This window comes from Knoellia pratensis (assembly GCF_042666395.1).
In the GTDB taxonomy this organism is placed as follows: Bacteria; Actinomycetota; Actinomycetes; order Actinomycetales; family Dermatophilaceae; genus Knoellia; species Knoellia pratensis.
Genome location: NZ_JBHTDJ010000003.1, coordinates 1,143,445 through 1,159,389, shown reverse-complemented (window position 1 = coordinate 1,159,389; position 15,945 = coordinate 1,143,445). Strand labels below are relative to the sequence as shown.

Here is a 15,945-nt window from a genome sequence, read left to right as displayed (position 1 = left end):
GCCGAGATGCAGCGAAAATGCTGTGCGCGAAGTTCTCTGACGCATGCCTGAAGGTCGATGTGTTGCGGCCGACAGGGCACTTTCCCGCTACGCCCAGCGCCCATGTGGCACCTGCCAACTCGCGCTCATGCCGAGTTCCGGTATAGCCCCGCGGCGTGACGGAAGTCCTGAAACTGCCGATGCGTGCTCGCCGGTCCTGCCGGAACGTGCAGCAGCGGCAACGAGGCGGCGATAGGTTTTGGCGCATGGGCATCAACCAGTACGTCTACTTCGCCCTCAACAGCGATCACCTGTCCGCGGACCAGATCGCGGAGCATGTTGGACTCGAGCCCGACGAGCGCGTAGTCCGAGGTTCGCGTACGCCGAAGCCCCCTGTGCCCGCGACGCACTCGTAGAAGCTGGTGTGTCGGAAGGCAGGCATGCGGATCGATGAGCAGGTCGAGAACGTACTGGCACGTCTTGAGCCCGTCAGAGACAACATCCGGACTCTGACGTCGGGGGGCGAGGTGTGCGCCGTCCTGCAACTCGTCCGGTACTTCCAGGACGAGAACGCGGCTCCCGCCCCGTTCGTTGAACTCTGGGGCGAGAACGGCGTCGAGCTTGGCTCTGAGCCCAACTATCTGCTCGGCTTCCACCTGCCAGTTGACCGGCTGCGTCTCTTGGCGGACATCCACGCTTCTATCGACTGTGACGAGTACTCGTAGTCCTCTGGCGGTCACAGCCGACGGCCATCTCGACGGACCCTGCGGTCCTAGCGCATCGTGGCCCGCCGAACATGATTGCCCGGATTTGCCGCGATCCGCGCGGTCGTGCCGATGACCGTAAATCAGGCACCCGGTCTGTCGAAGGCTGTCAGGCTTGGTCCATGAGCAGTTCTGGGCGACCCGCGGACGATGACAAGATGAGACGGAGGGCGGCTAAAGCACGACGTCGCGAAGCGTCCGCCGATAAGAGAGAACTGGTCCAAGCCGTCTCGAAGGCTATGTTTCGCGCCGACCCCGTTGGCATCAACTTCGAGACCAACACAGATGAATACGACCCCGAAGCCGAGACACTCGTGATCGCCTTGCCCGAGACGAAGGGTCCCGAAGACGTCATGGTCCTGACACACCAGTGCTTCGTCGAGTGGTTCGACGAAGAGACGGCCGGACCACCCAGCCGCTACACGGCTGTCGCTGAAGAGATCTGGGACCTTTGGCAACGCCATACGCAACACGGGCGCTAACTGACGGGAACGCGCTGACATGCCGCGATCCGTTTGCTGGGGAAGCGGCGTCCGCTGGCTGGACGCGCGCCCGCTCCTTCCTTCCCCGGATCTCAGGATGTGTCGGTAGGGAAGTGTCACAATCCTTTGATGTTGGCCAGGGATGCATTGAAGTTAGCCGTCAAAGCCAACGTTGTGCCGACGCTGCGGGCTGCCGGCTTCAAGGGGACGTATCCGACGTGGCGGCTGGAGCATGACGGGGACACTGCCGTGGTCAGTATTCAGTCCGGTCAGTACAACGAGGGCACGTACGGGTCCTTCTACGTCAGCCTTTCCGTCGTTCCACCTTGCTGGTGGGTGTGGACGCACGAGTGCGCCCAAGAGACGCCTTGGGGAAGCTCCAGCAAACCCGGTCGGGCACTCCCTTGGGACGGCCTGTATCGAGGTCTGTTGATCCCCCCGGGGAAACGTAACCACGACTCGACCGAATGGACGGTGGATTCACTTGCTCAGGCGAGGGCCGCCTCGGCTGAGATGACCGCCGCCCTGCAAGACGTGGGTATAAGAACGATGCTGGGCCTCATGGGTCCGGGTCGGATGCTCACTGCGCTCAGATCTGGCGCGATAGACGCAACTAGCCCAGTCCTCGACCGCCCGGGCATGAGGGACGTAGTGCTCGCAGTGCTGCTGACAGACGTAGGTGGCCCTGAACTCGACAAAGTTTGCCGACGCTTGGATCAATGGGCTGGTCGCGAGTTCTCAGAACTGCCCTTGACCACGGCGTCTTGGGCGCGTCGTCGCGCCGCGTCGATAAAGGCATGAATCCCCCATCGGGCCCATGTCCAGCCGGGGCTGGCAGGGTGCCAACGTCCACCAGAGAACGTCCGCATCTGCCGCGAGTGGTGCACAATCCTGATAGTTGGCCGACGCCAACCCAGCAGCTGAGGGCATCTTTCCTACCGGTTAGGCCCGACGTTTAGCGAGCACGACTCGTGCCGCCGTGCCCGCGACCAGTAGCAGGGCGCCGGCCGCAACGAGCAACCAGCCCGGTCCTGGGAGTGGAACCAATACGACGCCGATAGATACGAAAGTCCACCCGATCACTGTGTCTGGATGCAAGCTCATCCATCGGAAGCGGGCGGAGCGTCGTTGCGCCTTGACCTCCAGCCAAGGCTTGAGTCGGTCTGGGCCAGTAATGCTGACCACTGCAGGCAACTGCTTCGAAGCGACTCCCACTGTGGTCACAACGCCGTCATCCACACTCAAGATCTGACGACCCTCGCGGTCCCACACCTCACCGTCGATGGACCAAGGCATGAACGTCACGTAGGCGTCCCACAGCTCTGAATCGGTTGCGTCCAGCCATCCGGTCGTGGCGTAGTCACGGTCCTTCTCGGAGGCCTTACCCGCCGCGATCCTCAGTGCATCGGCGGCGGCGTGAACCCCCGGCGGGTCCGTGGGTTGTAGCGCGGGAATGTCTGTTTGGAACTGGGCCGCGTCGGGCCGGAGGACCTGCAACAGTGCCTGCCCCATCGCATCTCGTTCCGCGGTCGACAGGTCACCTCCATCGATGAGGTACTCCACGAACTCGGGCACCGTCGCAGTATTGCCCAGACACGCCAAATCGTCCGGATCTGCCGCGCTGGGGTCATCGCCGACGCCGGGTGATGGTCCGGTCGGCGTCCAGTCGGTAACCTCGCTTGCATGTCCAGCAAGGCTGAGCGGTGGGCTGCGCGAGAGATTGTTTCCACGTATCACGAGGCCCGTCTCACCGAACTTGTTCAGCGGGTAGGTGACGCCGTGGACAGCCTGCGCGCCGGCGAAATCGACGCTTTCGAGGTCGACCACGTCATCTTCCAATACAGCCGTGCGGCCAAAGAGCTCTGGAAGTTCTGCAATCTGGCGGACATCCAGATCACCGCACGCGCCATAGGCGACAGCCCACCACTCGATTGGTGGCAGCGGGGTGCGCCCAGCCGTCGCTGACCTCGCGGAGGGGCGGCCCACAAGATCCGCACGCCCATGCCGCGATCCGCGCGGATGGGACGGTGGCGAAGCGCTCTAATGCACGAACAACACCAGAGGTCAGTTGCGGGCGTCCGGGGTGAGGGCGGCCTGGTCGAGGCGTCTTGTCATGGTGATGTCGTCGCGCTCGTCGCCGGGGGCGACCCGGATGGCTCCGAGGACTCGGCCGGACTCGTGGTAGCCGCAGGCCTCGTAGAACTGCGATGTGCCGGTGCCGCTGCGGACGCCCAGCGAGAGGATCTCGACACCGAGGTCGCGAGCCACGCGGTGGGTTCCCGCCATGAGCAGGCGGCCCAGGTTGCGGCCACGGGCGTCGGGGTCGGTCATCACCGTGTAGACCCAACGGCCGTGCGAGAGAATGGGATTGGGGCCCTCGGAGAGGAACGCCAGTCCCAGGACGCGGTTGTCGGCAGCGGAGCGTTGGACTACGGCGACTCTCATGCCTGCGTCCATGTCGCCCTCGGCCGCTGACAGGCGGGCATCGACGTCGGCGCGCGGCGCGCCCGGAATGAAGCCCACGGCTCCCCCGGCGTCGTTGGTGCGTACCCAGAGATCGAGGATCTGCTCGCGGGTGTCGGCGTCGAAAGACGTCACGGCCTCGGTCCTCGGAGCCTCGAAGACCGTTGACGGCGGCTCGTCCGGGAGGTCGTCGTTCAGCCTGCGGATGCCGACCCGTTCGAACCCGGAACCCAACGCGGTCTTCACGGAGGGGGTGTTGATCTCCTTGACGAGGGCCCGGACTGGCAGTTGCGGCAGGAACTCGGCAGCGTGAGCCGCGGAGGTCCTGGACATCTCCTTGCCCAACCCGCGACCAAGGCTGTCGAACGTCAACCGGTAGTAGAGGTTGAGGAACGCGCCCTTCGCGCCCGTGATCTCCTTGAGGCCGCACACTCCGATGACGTCGCCACGTTCACGAGAACGCGCAACCCAGAAGCCGAATCCGTGCTCTTCCCAATGCTTTCGGGACGCGTCGAAGAACTCCTCCGCCGCCTCGTCGCTCGCTGACATGGCGTGCGGCGCGTGCCAGTAGGTGCGCGGATCGCGATGTAGGGCAATCCACTGGTCACGGTCAGCAGAGGTGGGTGGACGAAGCGTCAGGCGAGCGGTCTCGACGACAGGAGCGAACGGCATACCCAGATCTTATTGCAAGTAGTTCGCAACACCAGCGGACGCCTCCCAGTCCGAGCGGATCAGCCCGAAGACCCAGGAGTCGGACACGTCACCGTCGACGATGCAGTCCTGTCGCAGTGTCCCCTCCTGCACGAATCCGACCTTCTCCAGGACCCTCGCGCAGGCGGCGTTGCGTGTGTCGGCCTCGGCCTGGACCCGGTTGAGGTCCAAGGCGGAGTAGGCCCACTGCAGTACGGCCAACGCCGTCTCGGTGGCATGGCCCTGCCCCCACGCCGCCTGCGTGAAGCAGAAGCCCAACCCCGCGCTCCGGAAGTCAGAGTTCCATCCGGTCAGAGCGCACCAGCCGAGGAACGCCCCGTCCTCGAGGCGATCGACGGCCCACCGAGCCCCTGTGCCATCCTGCGCCAGTTGCCGACACCTCTCGATGAACGCCTGCGCACGCGCGCGTTCGGTCCAGGGCGGCGAGTCCCAGTAGCGCAACACGTGGGCGTCGCTGTGCAGGGCAAACAACGCCTCGGCATCGCTGTCCTCAAAGGGGCGCAGCCGCAACCGATCGGTGTGCAGCGTGGGTGTGCCCAGGACGTCGGGTGCCATCGGTCAGACTCGGTATGCCGCCAGCTCGGCTGCAAGGTCGGCGTTCACCCGAGCGGTGACGTGCGTCCCTTCGCTCACGTGCTCGCTCGCGAGGATCTCGCCTTCTTCGTGCAGCCGGCTGACGAGGTCGCCCCGGTCATAGGGCACGAGGACGTCGACGCTGATGTCGGGCTGCGGGAGCTCCTCGGCGATGAGCGCCACGAGGGCGTCCATGCCCGCACCGGTGCGGGCCGAGACCACGATGACGTGCTTCTCGTTGCGACGCAGGCGATCGATGACCTCTGGGTCGGCGATGTCAGCCTTGTTGACGACGATGACTTCCTTGACATCGGTCGCGTCGACGTCGGCGAGCACCGTCCGCACAGCAGAGATCTGGCCTTCGGGATCGGGGTGCGAACCGTCGACCACGTGGAGCAGCAGATCGGACTCCGCAACCTCTTCGAGCGTTGATCGGAACGCCTCGACGAGCTGGTGAGGCAACTGACGGACGAAACCGACCGTGTCAGTGAACGTGAACTCGCGACCATCGGGGGTCTCACTGCGACGCACCGTCGGGTCGAGGGTGGCGAAGAGCTGGTTCTGCACCAGGACGCCAGCACCGGTGAGGCGATTGAGGATCGAGGACTTGCCGGCGTTGGTGTAGCCGGCGATCGCGACACTGGGAATGGCGTTGGCTCGACGCGAGCCACGCTTGGTGTCGCGGTGGGTCTTCATCCCCGCGATGTCGCGCTTGAGCTTGGCGACGCGCGTGTTGATGCGGCGACGGTCGAGCTCGATCTTGGTCTCACCCGGGCCACGGGAACCCATGCCCTGACCACCGGCGGCCTGTCCACCGGCCTGCCGGGACATCGACTCACCCCAACCACGCAGGCGTGGAAGGAGGTACTGGAGCTGGGCGAGCTCGACCTGCGCCTTGCCCTCACGGCTCTTGGCGTGCTGGGCGAAGATGTCGAGGATCAGCGCGGTGCGGTCGATGACCTTGACCTTGACGACGTCCTCGAGCGCACGGCGCTGCGACGGCGCCAGCTCACTGTCACAGATCACCGTGTCAGCGCCCTCGTTGATGACGATCTCACGCAGTTCCTCGGCCTTGCCCTTGCCGAGATACGTTGCGGTGTCGGGCTTCTGGCGTCGCTGCATGACACCCTCGAGCACCTGCGCCCCAGCGGTCTCGGCCAGGGCGGCGAGCTCGCGCATGGAGTTCTCGGCGTCGACGATGGTGCCCTCGCACCAGACGCTCGCGAGGACGACGCGCTCGAGCCGCAGCTGGCGGTACTCGACCTCGCTGATGTCCTCGAGCTCCGTCGAGAGGCCTTGGACGCGGCGCAGGGCCGCACGTTCCTCACGCTCGAGCTGGTCACCGTCGTAGAGCGCCGAGGGCGCGCCGTCGTCGCTGTCGCCCTCGACCAGGAACCCGTCCTCGTCAAAGGCATCGTCGGAGAGGGCATCAGCCTGCCCAGAGAAGATGTGATGTCTCTCAGTCATGTTCCGTCTAGGGTCTCACCTATGACCGACTCGGGGCGAACGGATTCGGGAGACCACTACTTCACCGCTTCCCCAGCGAGCCCGGATGAGCGCCGCCCGCTGCCCGTCACGCTCGCTGGACGCAACGTCACGGTCGAGGTCGCACCCGGCATCTTCAGCCCCGGTGGCGTCGACAAGGGCACGGCCGTCCTCTTCGAGGAGGTGCCCGATCCCCCGCCCTCCGGCCGCTTTCTCGACATCGGCTGCGGCTGGGGTCCCCTCGCGCTCACGCTCGGGCTTCTTTCGGAGCACGCCGACGTGCTGGGTGTCGATGTCAACGAACGCAGCGTCGACCTGACCAATCGCAACGCGGCCGCGCTGGGACTCGCCCACGTCACAGCGATGACCCCCGACGCCGTCGACAGCAACACGACCTACGACCTCATCTGGTCCAACCCGCCGATCCGCGTCGGCAAGGCCGCCCTGCACGACCTCCTGCGCCTGTGGCTGCCGCGCCTCGCACCCGGCGGCACGGCATACCTGGTCGTGCAGCGAAATCTCGGTTCGGACAGCCTGCAGCGCTGGATCGAGTCAGACCTGGGTATGCCGTGTGCTCGCCTTGCGTCGAGCAAGGGCTTCCGCGTCCTCAGGGTGGACAAGAGCTAGTCACGAGCCCCTGCCCACCCCGAGGGGCGGTTCGAGGGCTACTGCGGGTCAACCACCATGGCCGAGCCACCACCGCGACGGGTCGGTTCCGCAGCCGCCGTCCACAACGACGGGGACAGGCTACGGATGGCCGTGCCGTTGCCGATGACCGGAGTGTCGCGCAGCACGTGCCCCTTGGCCCTGAGCTCGGCCCCGATCGCCGTGCCGAAGATGGCGCGCTCGGCATCCTCGACGCCGTTGCGCGACGAGATGCGCGGCGCCGCGACGGCGTCACCGACCGGCAGACCGCGGTCGACGACCCCGGCGATGATCTGGGCGACCGTCGTGATGATCGTGGCGCCACCGGGACTCCCGGCGGTCAGGTACGGCTTGCCGTCCTTGAGGATGACCGAGGGGCTCATCGAGCTGCGCGGGCGCTTGCCTGCGCCCGGCAGGTTCGGATCCGGAACCCCGGGGGTCGTCGGCGCGAAGTTGAAGTCGGTGAGCTCGTTGTTGAGCAGGAAGCCCCAGCCCGGGACGACCATGCCGGAGCCGCCGTACTGCTCGATCGTCAACGTGTAGGTGACGACGTCGCCCCACTTGTCGGTGACGGTGAGCGACGTCGTCGAGTGCCCGTCCTTGGGCAGGAGCGAGGTGCCGGCGGGCGTGCACTCCCCGTTGTAGCTGCCGTCGGGTGAGCCGAAGGGCACCGGGCGCGTCTGGGCCCGGTCAGGGTTGAACAGGCACGAGCGCTCATCGGCGAACTCCTGCGAGGTGAGCTCGCCGGTGGGCACGCCCGCAACGTCGCCGACATAGCGGTTGCGGTCGGCGAAGGCCATCGCCGACGCCTCACTGAACCAGTGCAGGTACTCCGCCTCCGAGAGGTCTGCCACGGACGTGCCGGTGCGCTCCTCGAACGCCTCGAGAAGGTTGAGGATCTCCGAGACTGCGATGCCACCACTGCTCGGGGTGTCCATGCCGTAGACGTCGAGGCCCTTGTGCTCGCTGTGGGTCGGCGCCTTGTGATTGACCTTGTATGCCGCGAGGTCGGCTGCGGTGAGCTGCCCCTTGGGCACCGTCACTCCGGGCGCCGTCGTGGGGTTCTGGACCTCCTTGACGACGGCTGCGCCCAGGCGACCCGTGTGCAACGAGGCGATGCCGTGGGTGCGCAGCTCGCGGTAGGCCTTGGCGAGGTCCGGGTTGCGCTGCACGCCACCGACCGGCACGGGCGCCCCACCGGGGAGGTAGATCGCGGCCGTCGTCGGGAACATCGCGAACCGCTTCGCGTTCCCCAGCGTGTCCGCGTAGAAGGTCTTGTCGACGACGAAGCCCTTGCGGGCGATCTCCTCGGCCGGCTTGAGGATCTGGTTCAGACTCATCGTCCCGTAGGTCTTGAGGGCCGCATCCCAGGTGGCCGCCGTGCCCGGAGTACCCACGGAGAGGCCGGAGTTCACCACCGTGTTGAAATCCATCGGGGTGCCGTCCGGGTTGAGGAAGACCTTGTCGTGGAACGTCGCCGGCGCAGTCTCGCGCCCGTCCAGCGTGCTGACCTTGCCGGTCTGCGCGTCGTAGTGCACGAAGAACCCACCACCCCCGATGCCCGACGAGTAGGGCTCGACCGTCGCCACGGCCGCAGCCGTCGCCACGGCAGCATCCGCAGCGGTCCCACCCTTCTCCAGGATGTCGATGCCCACCTGCGAGGCAATGGGATCCACGGACGCAACGGCTCCCCCACCACCCGTCATCACCGGCACCTTGGGCAGCTCATGCCCCACAGGCGGCGGCCCGCCCCGAGGTTGTGGAGCTGCCGTGGCAGGCACGGCAAGTGCCGCAGCGACACCACCAGCAGCAACGAGAGCGAGGACTGTCGTGGGAGTTCTCATGCTTCGACGCTACGAGTGACTCACGAGTACCGCATCCCGAGCAGGTCTGCGCCGCGTCGCCCGCCCTTGCGCATGGTTGTGCGCGCTAGCCGCCCTACAGGCTCCGCGCGCAGTCCGTGGCCGGCTGCACCTTCTCGCGTTGGGCGCGCTCCGCCCTCCGGTCGGACGCACGCACAACCATGCGCTGCGGTTGGCGTGGGTCGGCTGGCTCAGAGCGCGGAGAGTTCCACGGTGCCGTCGGCGATCAGGGCTGCGGGGCCGGCGAGCTCGACCTCGTGGTCGGGCAGTCCTCGGACCCGCAGGCGCCCCCCGGGGACGTCGACGGTCCAGTCCTGAGTGGGTGCGGCCTGACCGGCCCAGAAGCTCGTCGCGAGGGCAGCGGCGCACACGCCGGTGCCGCAGGACCGGGTCTCGCCGACGCCACGCTCGTGGACGCGCATGGCGATGTGGTCGGGCCCGACGACGCGGACGAACTCGACGTTGGTGCCGTGTGCCGGCACGGGCCGAACCTCGGGCACGTGGAAGAGATCGAGGGTGGCGAGGTCGACGGTCTCGGGCAGGGCGACGACGGTGTGCGGGTTGCCCATGTCAACGGACAGGGCCGACCAGGGGTCCTCGGCCAGGGGCCGCTCACGCAGCAGGACGAGGGAGTCGAAGCCATCGGCCTCTGCCTTGGCCGGATCGGTGAAGCGCCACGGGCCCATGTTGGTGGCGATCGTGGCGTGCTCGCCGGAGATCTCGAAGCGGATGCCCTTGATGCCACCCCGGGTGGCGATCTCGAACTCGTCGGCCGTTTCGAGACCTTCACGACGCAGGTATGCCGCGAACACGCGGGTGCCGTTGCCGCACATCTCGGCGACGGAGCCGTCGGCGTTGCGGTAGTCCATGAACCAGGGGGCGCGACCCGCCTGCGCTCGCACGGTCTCCTCGGTGGACGAGGCGGTGGGCACCACCCGGATGACACCGTCACCTCCGATGCCGGCCTGTCGATCCGCCAGCCGTCGCACGAGATCGACATCGAGGTCCAGGCGCGCATCGACGTCGGGCAGCAGGACGAAGTCGTTCTCGGTCCCATGTCCCTTGGTGAAGCGCAGCGTGGTCATGTCAGTCATTGTCCGCGATCGCGCGCTCGACGTGGGCGACGGCTTCGTCCAGCGCACCCTCGGTGGTCGGGTCGAACCAGCTGATGCGGGGGTCCGGGCGAAACCAGGACTCCTGGCGTCGCGCGTAGCGACGAGTCATCTGGGCCGTCTGGCCCTGCGCGTCAGCCTCGCTCATGGTGCCGTCGATCTCGGCCAGCGCCTGCGCATACCCCAGAGCGCGAGAGGCGGTCCGGCCCTCACGAATCCCCCGGGGCACAAGGCCTTTGACTTCGTCGATGAGGCCGTCGCGCCACATCCGGGCAACTCTGGACACGATGCGTTCGTCGAGCACCTCACGCGGTGGGCGCAGCCCGATCATCACGGTTGGGTGCAGGTGACGCCGCTCGGGCATCGACGCGCTGAAGGGTCGACCAGTGATCTCGATGACCTCGAGGGCCCGCACGAGCCGGCGCACGTTGTGGCGGCCGATCGCCTGCGCCGCGGCCGGATCGCGTTGCAGCAGAGCGGCATACGTCGCCGCCGCGCCCTGCTCCTCCGCTTCGGCCTCGAGGCGGACCCGCACGTCCGGGTCGGTCGGCGGGATGTCGAGGTGGTCGATCGCCGCCCTGACATAGAGTCCGGAGCCGCCCGCGACCACGGGATGCAGTCTGCGGGCACGGACGTCGTCAATGGAGACCCTCGCCTCGCGCTGGTAGCGCGCGATGGTCGCATCGTCCCTGACGTCGAGGACGTCGATCTGGTGGTGCGGCACCCCCCGACGCTCACTCACCGGAAGCTTGGCCGTGCCGATGTCCATGCCGCGATAGAGCTGCATGGCGTCGGCGCTGACGACCTCGCCACCAAGGGTCTCGGCGATCCGCAGGGCGAGATCGGACTTGCCGCTGGCCGTCGGGCCGACGACCGCGATGACGAGCGGGTCGTCAGCGGGCAACTTCGTCCTCGGACCTGGCACGGTCCTGCGAATGCCCGCCCTCCGCCTCGAACTCATCTTCATCAACATCGTCGTGACCGAACGGGTCGCGATCCTGGCCGGGCATCCAGGTCAGGCCTGGCTTGCCCCACTCGTTGGCCTTGACCGACTTCTTGGCCTTGCGCGCCCACTTCCCCTGGAGTCGGTCGACGTAGAGGAAACCGTTGAGGTGGTCGTACTCGTGCTGGAACATGCGCGCGAACCAGCCCGTCGCGGCATACGAGACCTCGTTGCCGTCGATGTCGAGACCGGTGAGCGTCGCGGTCTCGCCCCGACGCAGGGGAAAGGACTCCCCCGGCACCGAGAGGCAGCCCTCGGACTCGTCCGCGGGGATGGGGTCGCCAGCGACCGGCTTGCTCGCCGTGACGAAGGGGTTGATGACGACTCCGCGCGGCGGGATGCCGTCGTGGTTGTCCATCTGCCAGGTGAAGATCCGCAGCCCCACGCCGACCTGCGGCGCGGCCAGTCCGACACCGCGGGCAGCATCCATCGTCTCGAACATGTCGGCCACGAGTTCGCGGATGCCGTCGTCGATGACTTCGACCGGTTCGGCGCGGCGATGGAGCACCGGCTCGCCGGTGATGGTGATGGGGCGAATCGTCATGAACCCATTGTCGCAAACTGTGGGCAAATGCTCCGACCCCACTCTGTCTTTGCCATGGATCGTCGGGCAGAGTTGATCCTGCCCGTACCCCCGAGTAGCGAGGAGCCCCCATGAGTTTGTTCGACAAGGCCAAGGACCTGCTCGGTGAGCACGCCGACAAGGTCGAGGACCTGAGCGACCAAGGTCTCGACAGGGCTGGCGAGTTCGCCGAGAGCAAGGGGCTCGACGCCGACAGGGTCAACCAGGGGCAAGAGTTCCTGGACGGCAAGATCGGCGAGGCCGGCCCCGACCGGGTCTGAACCACGAAAGGCCCCGCCACATGGTCGGGGCCTTTTCGCTGCGCGAAAGAGGTGAGTATGCCGGTCAGGCGCCGCAGGCGGGAGCGCTCGCCGGCGCTGTGGCCGGCTTGCCGATCGACGGCATGCCGAGGCTGACGCCGGGCTTGCCCGGGACGGGCGCGCCTTGGAGCGACGCCCAGGCGTCGCCGCCGGCGGTGCGACGCACGGCATACGTTCCGCCGTGCAGCGCCCCGTCAGCGACGAGGTGATGCGGCGCGCCGTAGGTGACGTCGCAGCTGACCATGTCGCCGGGGCGTGCGACCTCACCGCCGCTCGGGATGGAGAAGTGGACGAGCCGGTTGTCGCGGGCACGCCCACTCATGCGTGACGTCGCACTGTCCTTGCGGCCCTCCGTGGGAGCGACGAGCACCTCGACGGTCCGGCCCTCCAGCGCTCGGTTCTCGGCCCACGAGATCTCGTCCTGGAGCTTGACGAGGCGCAGGAACCGCTCTTGGACAACGTCCTTGGGGATCTGATGCGCCATCGTGGCCGCAGGAGTGCCGGGTCGGATGGAGTACTGGAAGGTGAACGCGCTCGAGAATCGTGACTGCTCGACGACCCGCAACGTCTGCGCGAAGTCCTCCTCCGTCTCGCCCGGGAAGCCCACGATGATGTCGGTCGTGATCGCGGCGTTCGGGATCTGCTCGCGCACTGAGGTGATGATGCCGAGGAACTTCTCGCTCCGGTACGAGCGGCGCATGTCCTTGAGGACCTTGTCGGAGCCGGACTGCAAGGGCATGTGCAGGGTCGGCATGACGTTGGGTGTCTCCGCCATCGCGGCGATGACGTCATCGGTGAACGCTGCGGGGTGCGGGCTCGTGAAGCGCACTCGCTCCAGGCCCTCGATCTCGCCACACGCCCGCAGGAGCTTGCCGAAGGCGAAACGGTCACCGAACTCGACGCCATAGGTGTTGACGTTCTGGCCCAGCAGGGTCACCTCGACGACGCCCTGGTCGACGAGCGCCCGGATCTCGGCAAGGATCTCGCCGGGACGGCGGTCAGCCTCCTTGCCGCGCAGGCTCGGCACGATGCAGAAGGTGCAGGTGTTGTTGCAGCCGACCGAGATCGAGACCCACGCGGCATACGCGGAGTCACGTCGGGTCGGCAAGGTCGACGGGAAGCGCTCGAGGGACTCGAGGATCTCGACCTCGGCACGCTTGTTGTGGCGCGCCCGATCCAGGAGTGCCGGGAGGCTGCCTATGTTGTGGGTGCCGAAGACGACGTCGACCCAGGGGGCGCGCTGGACGATCGTCTCGCGGTCCTTCTGAGCCATGCAGCCACCCACGGCGATCTGCATCTCAGGGTTGTTGTTCTTGGCCTGACGCAGCTGACCGAGGTTGCCGTAGAGCTTGTTGTCGGCGTTCTCTCGCACCGCGCACGTGTTGAACACCACCACATCGGCGGCTTCCGGGCGCTGGTCGCCGGTGATGCTGGCGACGTCGACATAGCCCGCCGTCTCGAGCAGGCCGGCAAGGCGCTCGGAGTCGTGGACGTTCATCTGGCAGCCGTGCGTGCGCACGTCGTAGGTCTTCAGCTCACTCATCGCATCGTCCAGAGTACGTGCTGAGCCCAATACTTGACACAACAACTAATCTCCTGCAGACTGTCGTTGAAGGTTCAACCACACAACGACGAAGGAACTCATCATGGGACTGTTCAACCGCTCCGCCGACACCTCCAGCTCCGCCGCTGCCGCCGCCCCCGAGCAGTCCACGAGCTTCGTCTCCGACCTCGCCGGCGACTACACGATCGACCCCAGCCACTCGCGCCTCGGCTTCTCGGCCCGCCACGCGATGGTCACCAAGGTTCGCGGCAGCTTCGACGAGTTCGAGGGCACCGCCCACATCGACACCGCCACCCCTGCCAACTCGAAGGTTGACGTCACCATCCAGGCCGCCTCCGTCACCACGGGCAACGAGCAGCGCGATGGTCACCTCAGGACCCCTGACTTCTTCGACATCGCGCATTACCCGACGCTCACCTTCACCTCGACCGACGTCGCTCGCGACGGCTCCGAGTGGGCCATCACCGGCGACCTGACCATCAACGGTGTCACCAAGCCCGTGACCATCGACTTCGAGGAGACCGGCTCGGCCAAGGACCCCTTCGGCAACACCCGCATCGGCTTCGAGGGTGCCACCACCATCGACCGCACCGAGTGGAACCTCAGCTTCAACGCCGCGCTCGAGACCGGCGGCGTGCTCGTCAGCGAGAAGGTCAAGCTCGAGTTCGACATCTCGGCGATCGCCCAGGTGCCCGCACAGATCTGATCGACAGCACCAGCTCAAGGGCGAGGACCATCCGGTCCTCGCCCTTGCCGCGTTCCACCGCCGGGTGCTCTGCGGTGCGTCAGGCCTCCACGCCCCACAGTGCGGCCACGTGCCTCACGTCGGTGCCACAGCACCCTCCGACGATGTCGAGTCGGGGCAGGCGCGCCGCGAGCTTTTCGTGCTCGCTGACGAGGTCGCCGATGTCGCCTTCGTCGAGTTCGGCGGCATCGTCGAGCTCGGCGTGCGACCGCCGCGAGGCGTTGACGCGCAGCCCGGTGACGTGTTCGGTCCAGCCGTCGTCGGGTGTCAGCGCGGCGGCGATGTGGGTCGGGTGAGCGCAGTTGACCAAGAGGTCGTCGGGCGCGGCCTGGAGTCGGAGGAGCTCAATCGCCTCGCCGAGGGGCGTGCCATCGGGTAGTCGACCGTTGGTCTCCACCGTGAAGGAGACCGCGACGGCGACTCCCTGCGCCCGGGCCGCCTGCACCACGCCCACTGCCTCGGCAACCGTCGTCAGGGTGTAGGCCGTGACCCTGGCGGCGCCACTTTGTGCGAACGCTGCGATCTGGGCCCAGTGGTAGTCCCCGAACTCGTCGGCACTCGTCGGCTCCCCGGCGACGTAGCCGTCGCCTCGAGGCCCGAGCACGCCGCAGACCCGGACGTCGGGTCCGTGACCACTGCCGTCGTAGCCCGCTGCCCCACCCGGTGAGACCCCGTCCGAGACCAGGATCTCGGCGAGCCCGGCCAGGAAGATCACACTCTCGAGGTTGATCCGCCGCACGTCACGGCGGGAGCCCCCGAGCGCCTCGACCCAGCCGGCACTGGCCCGCCACGTCGGCGTCTCGAGTAGGAGGCCTGCGCCAGCCTTGCTGGCGACGTGCGCGAACCCGGTGTAGTAGCGGGAGAGCAGTGTCCGCCCCTCCAGTGAATCGAGGAGTGGGTAGGCGGCGAAGCCGGGCAGGTCCACGCCGTGGTGGTAGATGAGATCGGTCTCGAGGCCGCCGTCGGTCACCCACCGAGGCCGCGTGGTCCGTCGACCAAGGACCGCCTGCGCCGTGTCCACGTCAGTCATGACCGAACCGCCCTTCCCGCGCATCGGACCTCAACGGTCCCTCACTCGGTCACACCTCCACCAGAGCCCGGATGGGTCAGTCGCGGTCGTGCTCCGGGGTGGCGGCGAGGGCCTCACGGATCACCCGCATGGACACCTCGGACGGATAACCCTTGCGCGCGAGCATGCCTGCGAGCCGACGCTTCTGCACGATGACGTCGAGTCCGTGGAGGCGCCGCAGCCGTTTGTCGACGAGCTCGCGGGCTCGTTCCTCCTCGGCGGTCGGGTCGACCGCGTCGAGCACGGACTCGGCCACCTCGTCGGTGACCCCCTTCTGGCGCAGGTTCTGGGCGAGGGCGCGTCGGGCCAACCCGCGCCCGGCCTGCTGCGACCTGACGAGCATCCCGGCGTAGGCCTCGTCGTCGACCAGACCCACTTCTTCCAGGCGATCCAGGACCGCAGCAGCAACGTCCGGGTCGCAGTCCCGCTTGGCCAGGGCCTGCTCGAGCTGGGCGCGTGACTTCGGGGAGTTGGTCAGTTGGCGCAGCACGATCTGACGGGCGAAGTCGTGGGCATCGGGTTCGGCGCCCTCGACGGCAGCGTCCGGTGGTGGCGGCGCGAAGCCGGGCTTGGCCTCACGCCCGGACGTGGGCGTGGGCATGGGCG

The 15,945-nt window shown here is 67.2% G+C and carries 19 protein-coding genes; 8 read left to right on the top strand and 11 right to left on the bottom strand.

Annotated elements, in window-relative coordinates; genetic code table 11:
• Positions 1 to 245: 245 nt before the first annotated feature.
• From ACFQRE_RS15410 to ACFQRE_RS15395, 4 genes are all read left to right on the top strand, one after another.
• Positions 246 to 395, top strand: coding sequence for a hypothetical protein (locus ACFQRE_RS15410; RefSeq protein WP_380123931.1), 150 nt, complete (start codon positions 246 to 248; stop codon positions 393 to 395).
• Positions 396 to 419: 24 nt separating this feature from the next.
• Positions 420 to 704 (top strand): DUF4279 domain-containing protein, encoded by a 285-nt coding sequence (locus ACFQRE_RS15405; RefSeq protein WP_380123929.1) that lies wholly within the window; start codon positions 420 to 422, stop codon positions 702 to 704.
• 161 nt (positions 705 to 865) lie between these two features.
• A complete protein-coding gene (locus tag ACFQRE_RS15400; protein WP_380123927.1) occupies positions 866 to 1,225 on the top strand; it encodes a hypothetical protein in 360 nt (119 codons plus the stop codon).
• A gap of 129 nt (positions 1,226 to 1,354) precedes the next feature.
• Positions 1,355 to 2,026 (top strand): DUF4304 domain-containing protein, encoded by a 672-nt coding sequence (locus ACFQRE_RS15395; protein WP_380123925.1) that lies wholly within the window; start codon positions 1,355 to 1,357, stop codon positions 2,024 to 2,026.
• A 141-nt stretch (positions 2,027 to 2,167) separates the two neighbouring features.
• On the opposite strand, the gene ACFQRE_RS15390 is transcribed toward ACFQRE_RS15395, so the two are convergent.
• Positions 2,168 to 2,800 carry a PGPGW domain-containing protein gene (locus ACFQRE_RS15390; protein WP_380123923.1) on the bottom strand — a complete coding sequence of 211 codons (633 nt, stop codon included), beginning with the start codon at positions 2,798 to 2,800 and terminating at the stop codon, positions 2,168 to 2,170.
• Positions 2,801 to 2,908: 108 nt separating this feature from the next.
• Between ACFQRE_RS15390 and ACFQRE_RS15385 the strand changes: the two genes are divergently transcribed.
• Complete coding sequence (locus tag ACFQRE_RS15385; RefSeq protein WP_380123921.1) at positions 2,909 to 3,190, top strand: hypothetical protein; 282 nt, start codon at positions 2,909 to 2,911, stop codon at positions 3,188 to 3,190.
• Between the two features lie 99 nt (positions 3,191 to 3,289).
• On the opposite strand, the gene ACFQRE_RS15380 is transcribed toward ACFQRE_RS15385, so the two are convergent.
• From ACFQRE_RS15380 to hflX, 3 genes are read right to left on the bottom strand one after another with little or no spacing between them, the layout of a single operon-like run.
• Complete coding sequence (locus tag ACFQRE_RS15380; RefSeq protein WP_380123917.1) at positions 3,290 to 4,360, bottom strand: GNAT family N-acetyltransferase; 1,071 nt, start codon at positions 4,358 to 4,360, stop codon at positions 3,290 to 3,292.
• 9 nt (positions 4,361 to 4,369) lie between these two features.
• Entirely contained in the window at positions 4,370 to 4,954 is a 585-nt protein-coding gene (locus ACFQRE_RS15375; protein WP_380123915.1) for a GNAT family N-acetyltransferase, read from the bottom strand.
• A 3-nt stretch (positions 4,955 to 4,957) separates the two neighbouring features.
• Positions 4,958 to 6,439 carry a GTPase HflX gene (hflX, locus tag ACFQRE_RS15370; RefSeq protein WP_380123913.1) on the bottom strand — a complete coding sequence of 494 codons (1,482 nt, stop codon included), beginning with the start codon at positions 6,437 to 6,439 and terminating at the stop codon, positions 4,958 to 4,960.
• Between the two features lie 21 nt (positions 6,440 to 6,460).
• Here hflX and ACFQRE_RS15365 point away from each other — a divergent pair, with 21 nt between their 5' ends.
• The gene (locus ACFQRE_RS15365) at positions 6,461 to 7,084 is read left to right on the top strand and encodes a class I SAM-dependent methyltransferase (protein WP_380123911.1); all 624 of its coding nucleotides are present in this window, start codon (positions 6,461 to 6,463) and stop codon (positions 7,082 to 7,084) included.
• A gap of 38 nt (positions 7,085 to 7,122) precedes the next feature.
• On the opposite strand, the gene ggt is transcribed toward ACFQRE_RS15365, so the two are convergent.
• From ggt to def, 4 genes are all read right to left on the bottom strand, one after another.
• Positions 7,123 to 8,946, bottom strand: a complete 1,824-nt coding sequence (gene ggt / locus ACFQRE_RS15360) for a gamma-glutamyltransferase (protein ID WP_380123908.1) — start codon at positions 8,944 to 8,946, stop codon at positions 7,123 to 7,125.
• A 209-nt stretch (positions 8,947 to 9,155) separates the two neighbouring features.
• The gene (gene dapF / locus ACFQRE_RS15355; RefSeq protein ID WP_380123906.1) at positions 9,156 to 10,058 is read right to left on the bottom strand and encodes a diaminopimelate epimerase; all 903 of its coding nucleotides are present in this window, start codon (positions 10,056 to 10,058) and stop codon (positions 9,156 to 9,158) included.
• A complete protein-coding gene (gene miaA / locus ACFQRE_RS15350; RefSeq protein ID WP_380123903.1) occupies positions 10,051 to 10,980 on the bottom strand; it encodes a tRNA (adenosine(37)-N6)-dimethylallyltransferase MiaA in 930 nt (309 codons plus the stop codon). Before miaA ends, dapF begins: the two co-directional genes overlap by 8 nt.
• Complete coding sequence (gene def, locus ACFQRE_RS15345) at positions 10,970 to 11,623, bottom strand: peptide deformylase (protein ID WP_380123900.1); 654 nt, start codon at positions 11,621 to 11,623, stop codon at positions 10,970 to 10,972. Before def ends, miaA begins: the two co-directional genes overlap by 11 nt.
• A 110-nt stretch (positions 11,624 to 11,733) precedes the next feature.
• On the opposite strand from def, the gene ACFQRE_RS15340 reads away from it, so the two are divergent.
• Positions 11,734 to 11,922 carry an antitoxin gene (locus tag ACFQRE_RS15340; protein ID WP_380123898.1) on the top strand — a complete coding sequence of 63 codons (189 nt, stop codon included), beginning with the start codon at positions 11,734 to 11,736 and terminating at the stop codon, positions 11,920 to 11,922.
• Between the two features lie 64 nt (positions 11,923 to 11,986).
• On the opposite strand, the gene miaB is transcribed toward ACFQRE_RS15340, so the two are convergent.
• The gene (miaB, locus tag ACFQRE_RS15335; protein WP_380123894.1) at positions 11,987 to 13,504 is read right to left on the bottom strand and encodes a tRNA (N6-isopentenyl adenosine(37)-C2)-methylthiotransferase MiaB; all 1,518 of its coding nucleotides are present in this window, start codon (positions 13,502 to 13,504) and stop codon (positions 11,987 to 11,989) included.
• A 103-nt stretch (positions 13,505 to 13,607) separates the two neighbouring features.
• Here miaB and ACFQRE_RS15330 point away from each other — a divergent pair, with 103 nt between their 5' ends.
• Positions 13,608 to 14,231, top strand: a complete 624-nt coding sequence (locus ACFQRE_RS15330; protein WP_380123892.1) for a YceI family protein — start codon at positions 13,608 to 13,610, stop codon at positions 14,229 to 14,231.
• A gap of 79 nt (positions 14,232 to 14,310) precedes the next feature.
• On the opposite strand, the gene ACFQRE_RS15325 is transcribed toward ACFQRE_RS15330, so the two are convergent.
• Both ACFQRE_RS15325 and ACFQRE_RS15320 read right to left on the bottom strand, forming a co-directional pair.
• A complete protein-coding gene (locus tag ACFQRE_RS15325; protein WP_380123890.1) occupies positions 14,311 to 15,300 on the bottom strand; it encodes a homocysteine S-methyltransferase family protein in 990 nt (329 codons plus the stop codon).
• Positions 15,301 to 15,376: 76 nt separating this feature from the next.
• The gene (locus tag ACFQRE_RS15320) at positions 15,377 to 15,940 is read right to left on the bottom strand and encodes a regulatory protein RecX (protein WP_380123887.1); all 564 of its coding nucleotides are present in this window, start codon (positions 15,938 to 15,940) and stop codon (positions 15,377 to 15,379) included.
• Positions 15,941 to 15,945: the final 5 nt, after the last annotated feature.

Coding starts and splice junctions, on each gene's coding strand:
- ACFQRE_RS15395 (WP_380123925.1), top strand. CDS start 1,355: ATGTTGGCCAGGGATGCATTGAAGTTAGCCGTCAAAGCCAACGTTGTG.
- ACFQRE_RS15375 (WP_380123915.1), bottom strand. CDS start 4,954: ATGGCACCCGACGTCCTGGGCACACCCACGCTGCACACCGATCGGTTG.
- ACFQRE_RS15320 (WP_380123887.1), bottom strand. CDS start 15,940: ATGCCCACGCCCACGTCCGGGCGTGAGGCCAAGCCCGGCTTCGCGCCG.
- ACFQRE_RS15405 (WP_380123929.1), top strand. CDS start 420: ATGCGGATCGATGAGCAGGTCGAGAACGTACTGGCACGTCTTGAGCCC.
- ggt (WP_380123908.1), bottom strand. CDS start 8,946: ATGAGAACTCCCACGACAGTCCTCGCTCTCGTTGCTGCTGGTGGTGTC.
- def (WP_380123900.1), bottom strand. CDS start 11,623: ATGACGATTCGCCCCATCACCATCACCGGCGAGCCGGTGCTCCATCGC.
- ACFQRE_RS15365 (WP_380123911.1), top strand. CDS start 6,461: ATGACCGACTCGGGGCGAACGGATTCGGGAGACCACTACTTCACCGCT.
- ACFQRE_RS15330 (WP_380123892.1), top strand. CDS start 13,608: ATGGGACTGTTCAACCGCTCCGCCGACACCTCCAGCTCCGCCGCTGCC.
- ACFQRE_RS15340 (WP_380123898.1), top strand. CDS start 11,734: ATGAGTTTGTTCGACAAGGCCAAGGACCTGCTCGGTGAGCACGCCGAC.
- ACFQRE_RS15380 (WP_380123917.1), bottom strand. CDS start 4,360: ATGCCGTTCGCTCCTGTCGTCGAGACCGCTCGCCTGACGCTTCGTCCA.
- dapF (WP_380123906.1), bottom strand. CDS start 10,058: ATGACTGACATGACCACGCTGCGCTTCACCAAGGGACATGGGACCGAG.
- hflX (WP_380123913.1), bottom strand. CDS start 6,439: ATGACTGAGAGACATCACATCTTCTCTGGGCAGGCTGATGCCCTCTCC.
- ACFQRE_RS15410 (WP_380123931.1), top strand. CDS start 246: ATGGGCATCAACCAGTACGTCTACTTCGCCCTCAACAGCGATCACCTG.
- ACFQRE_RS15385 (WP_380123921.1), top strand. CDS start 2,909: ATGTCCAGCAAGGCTGAGCGGTGGGCTGCGCGAGAGATTGTTTCCACG.
- miaB (WP_380123894.1), bottom strand. CDS start 13,504: ATGAGTGAGCTGAAGACCTACGACGTGCGCACGCACGGCTGCCAGATG.
- ACFQRE_RS15400 (WP_380123927.1), top strand. CDS start 866: ATGAGCAGTTCTGGGCGACCCGCGGACGATGACAAGATGAGACGGAGG.
- ACFQRE_RS15325 (WP_380123890.1), bottom strand. CDS start 15,300: ATGACTGACGTGGACACGGCGCAGGCGGTCCTTGGTCGACGGACCACG.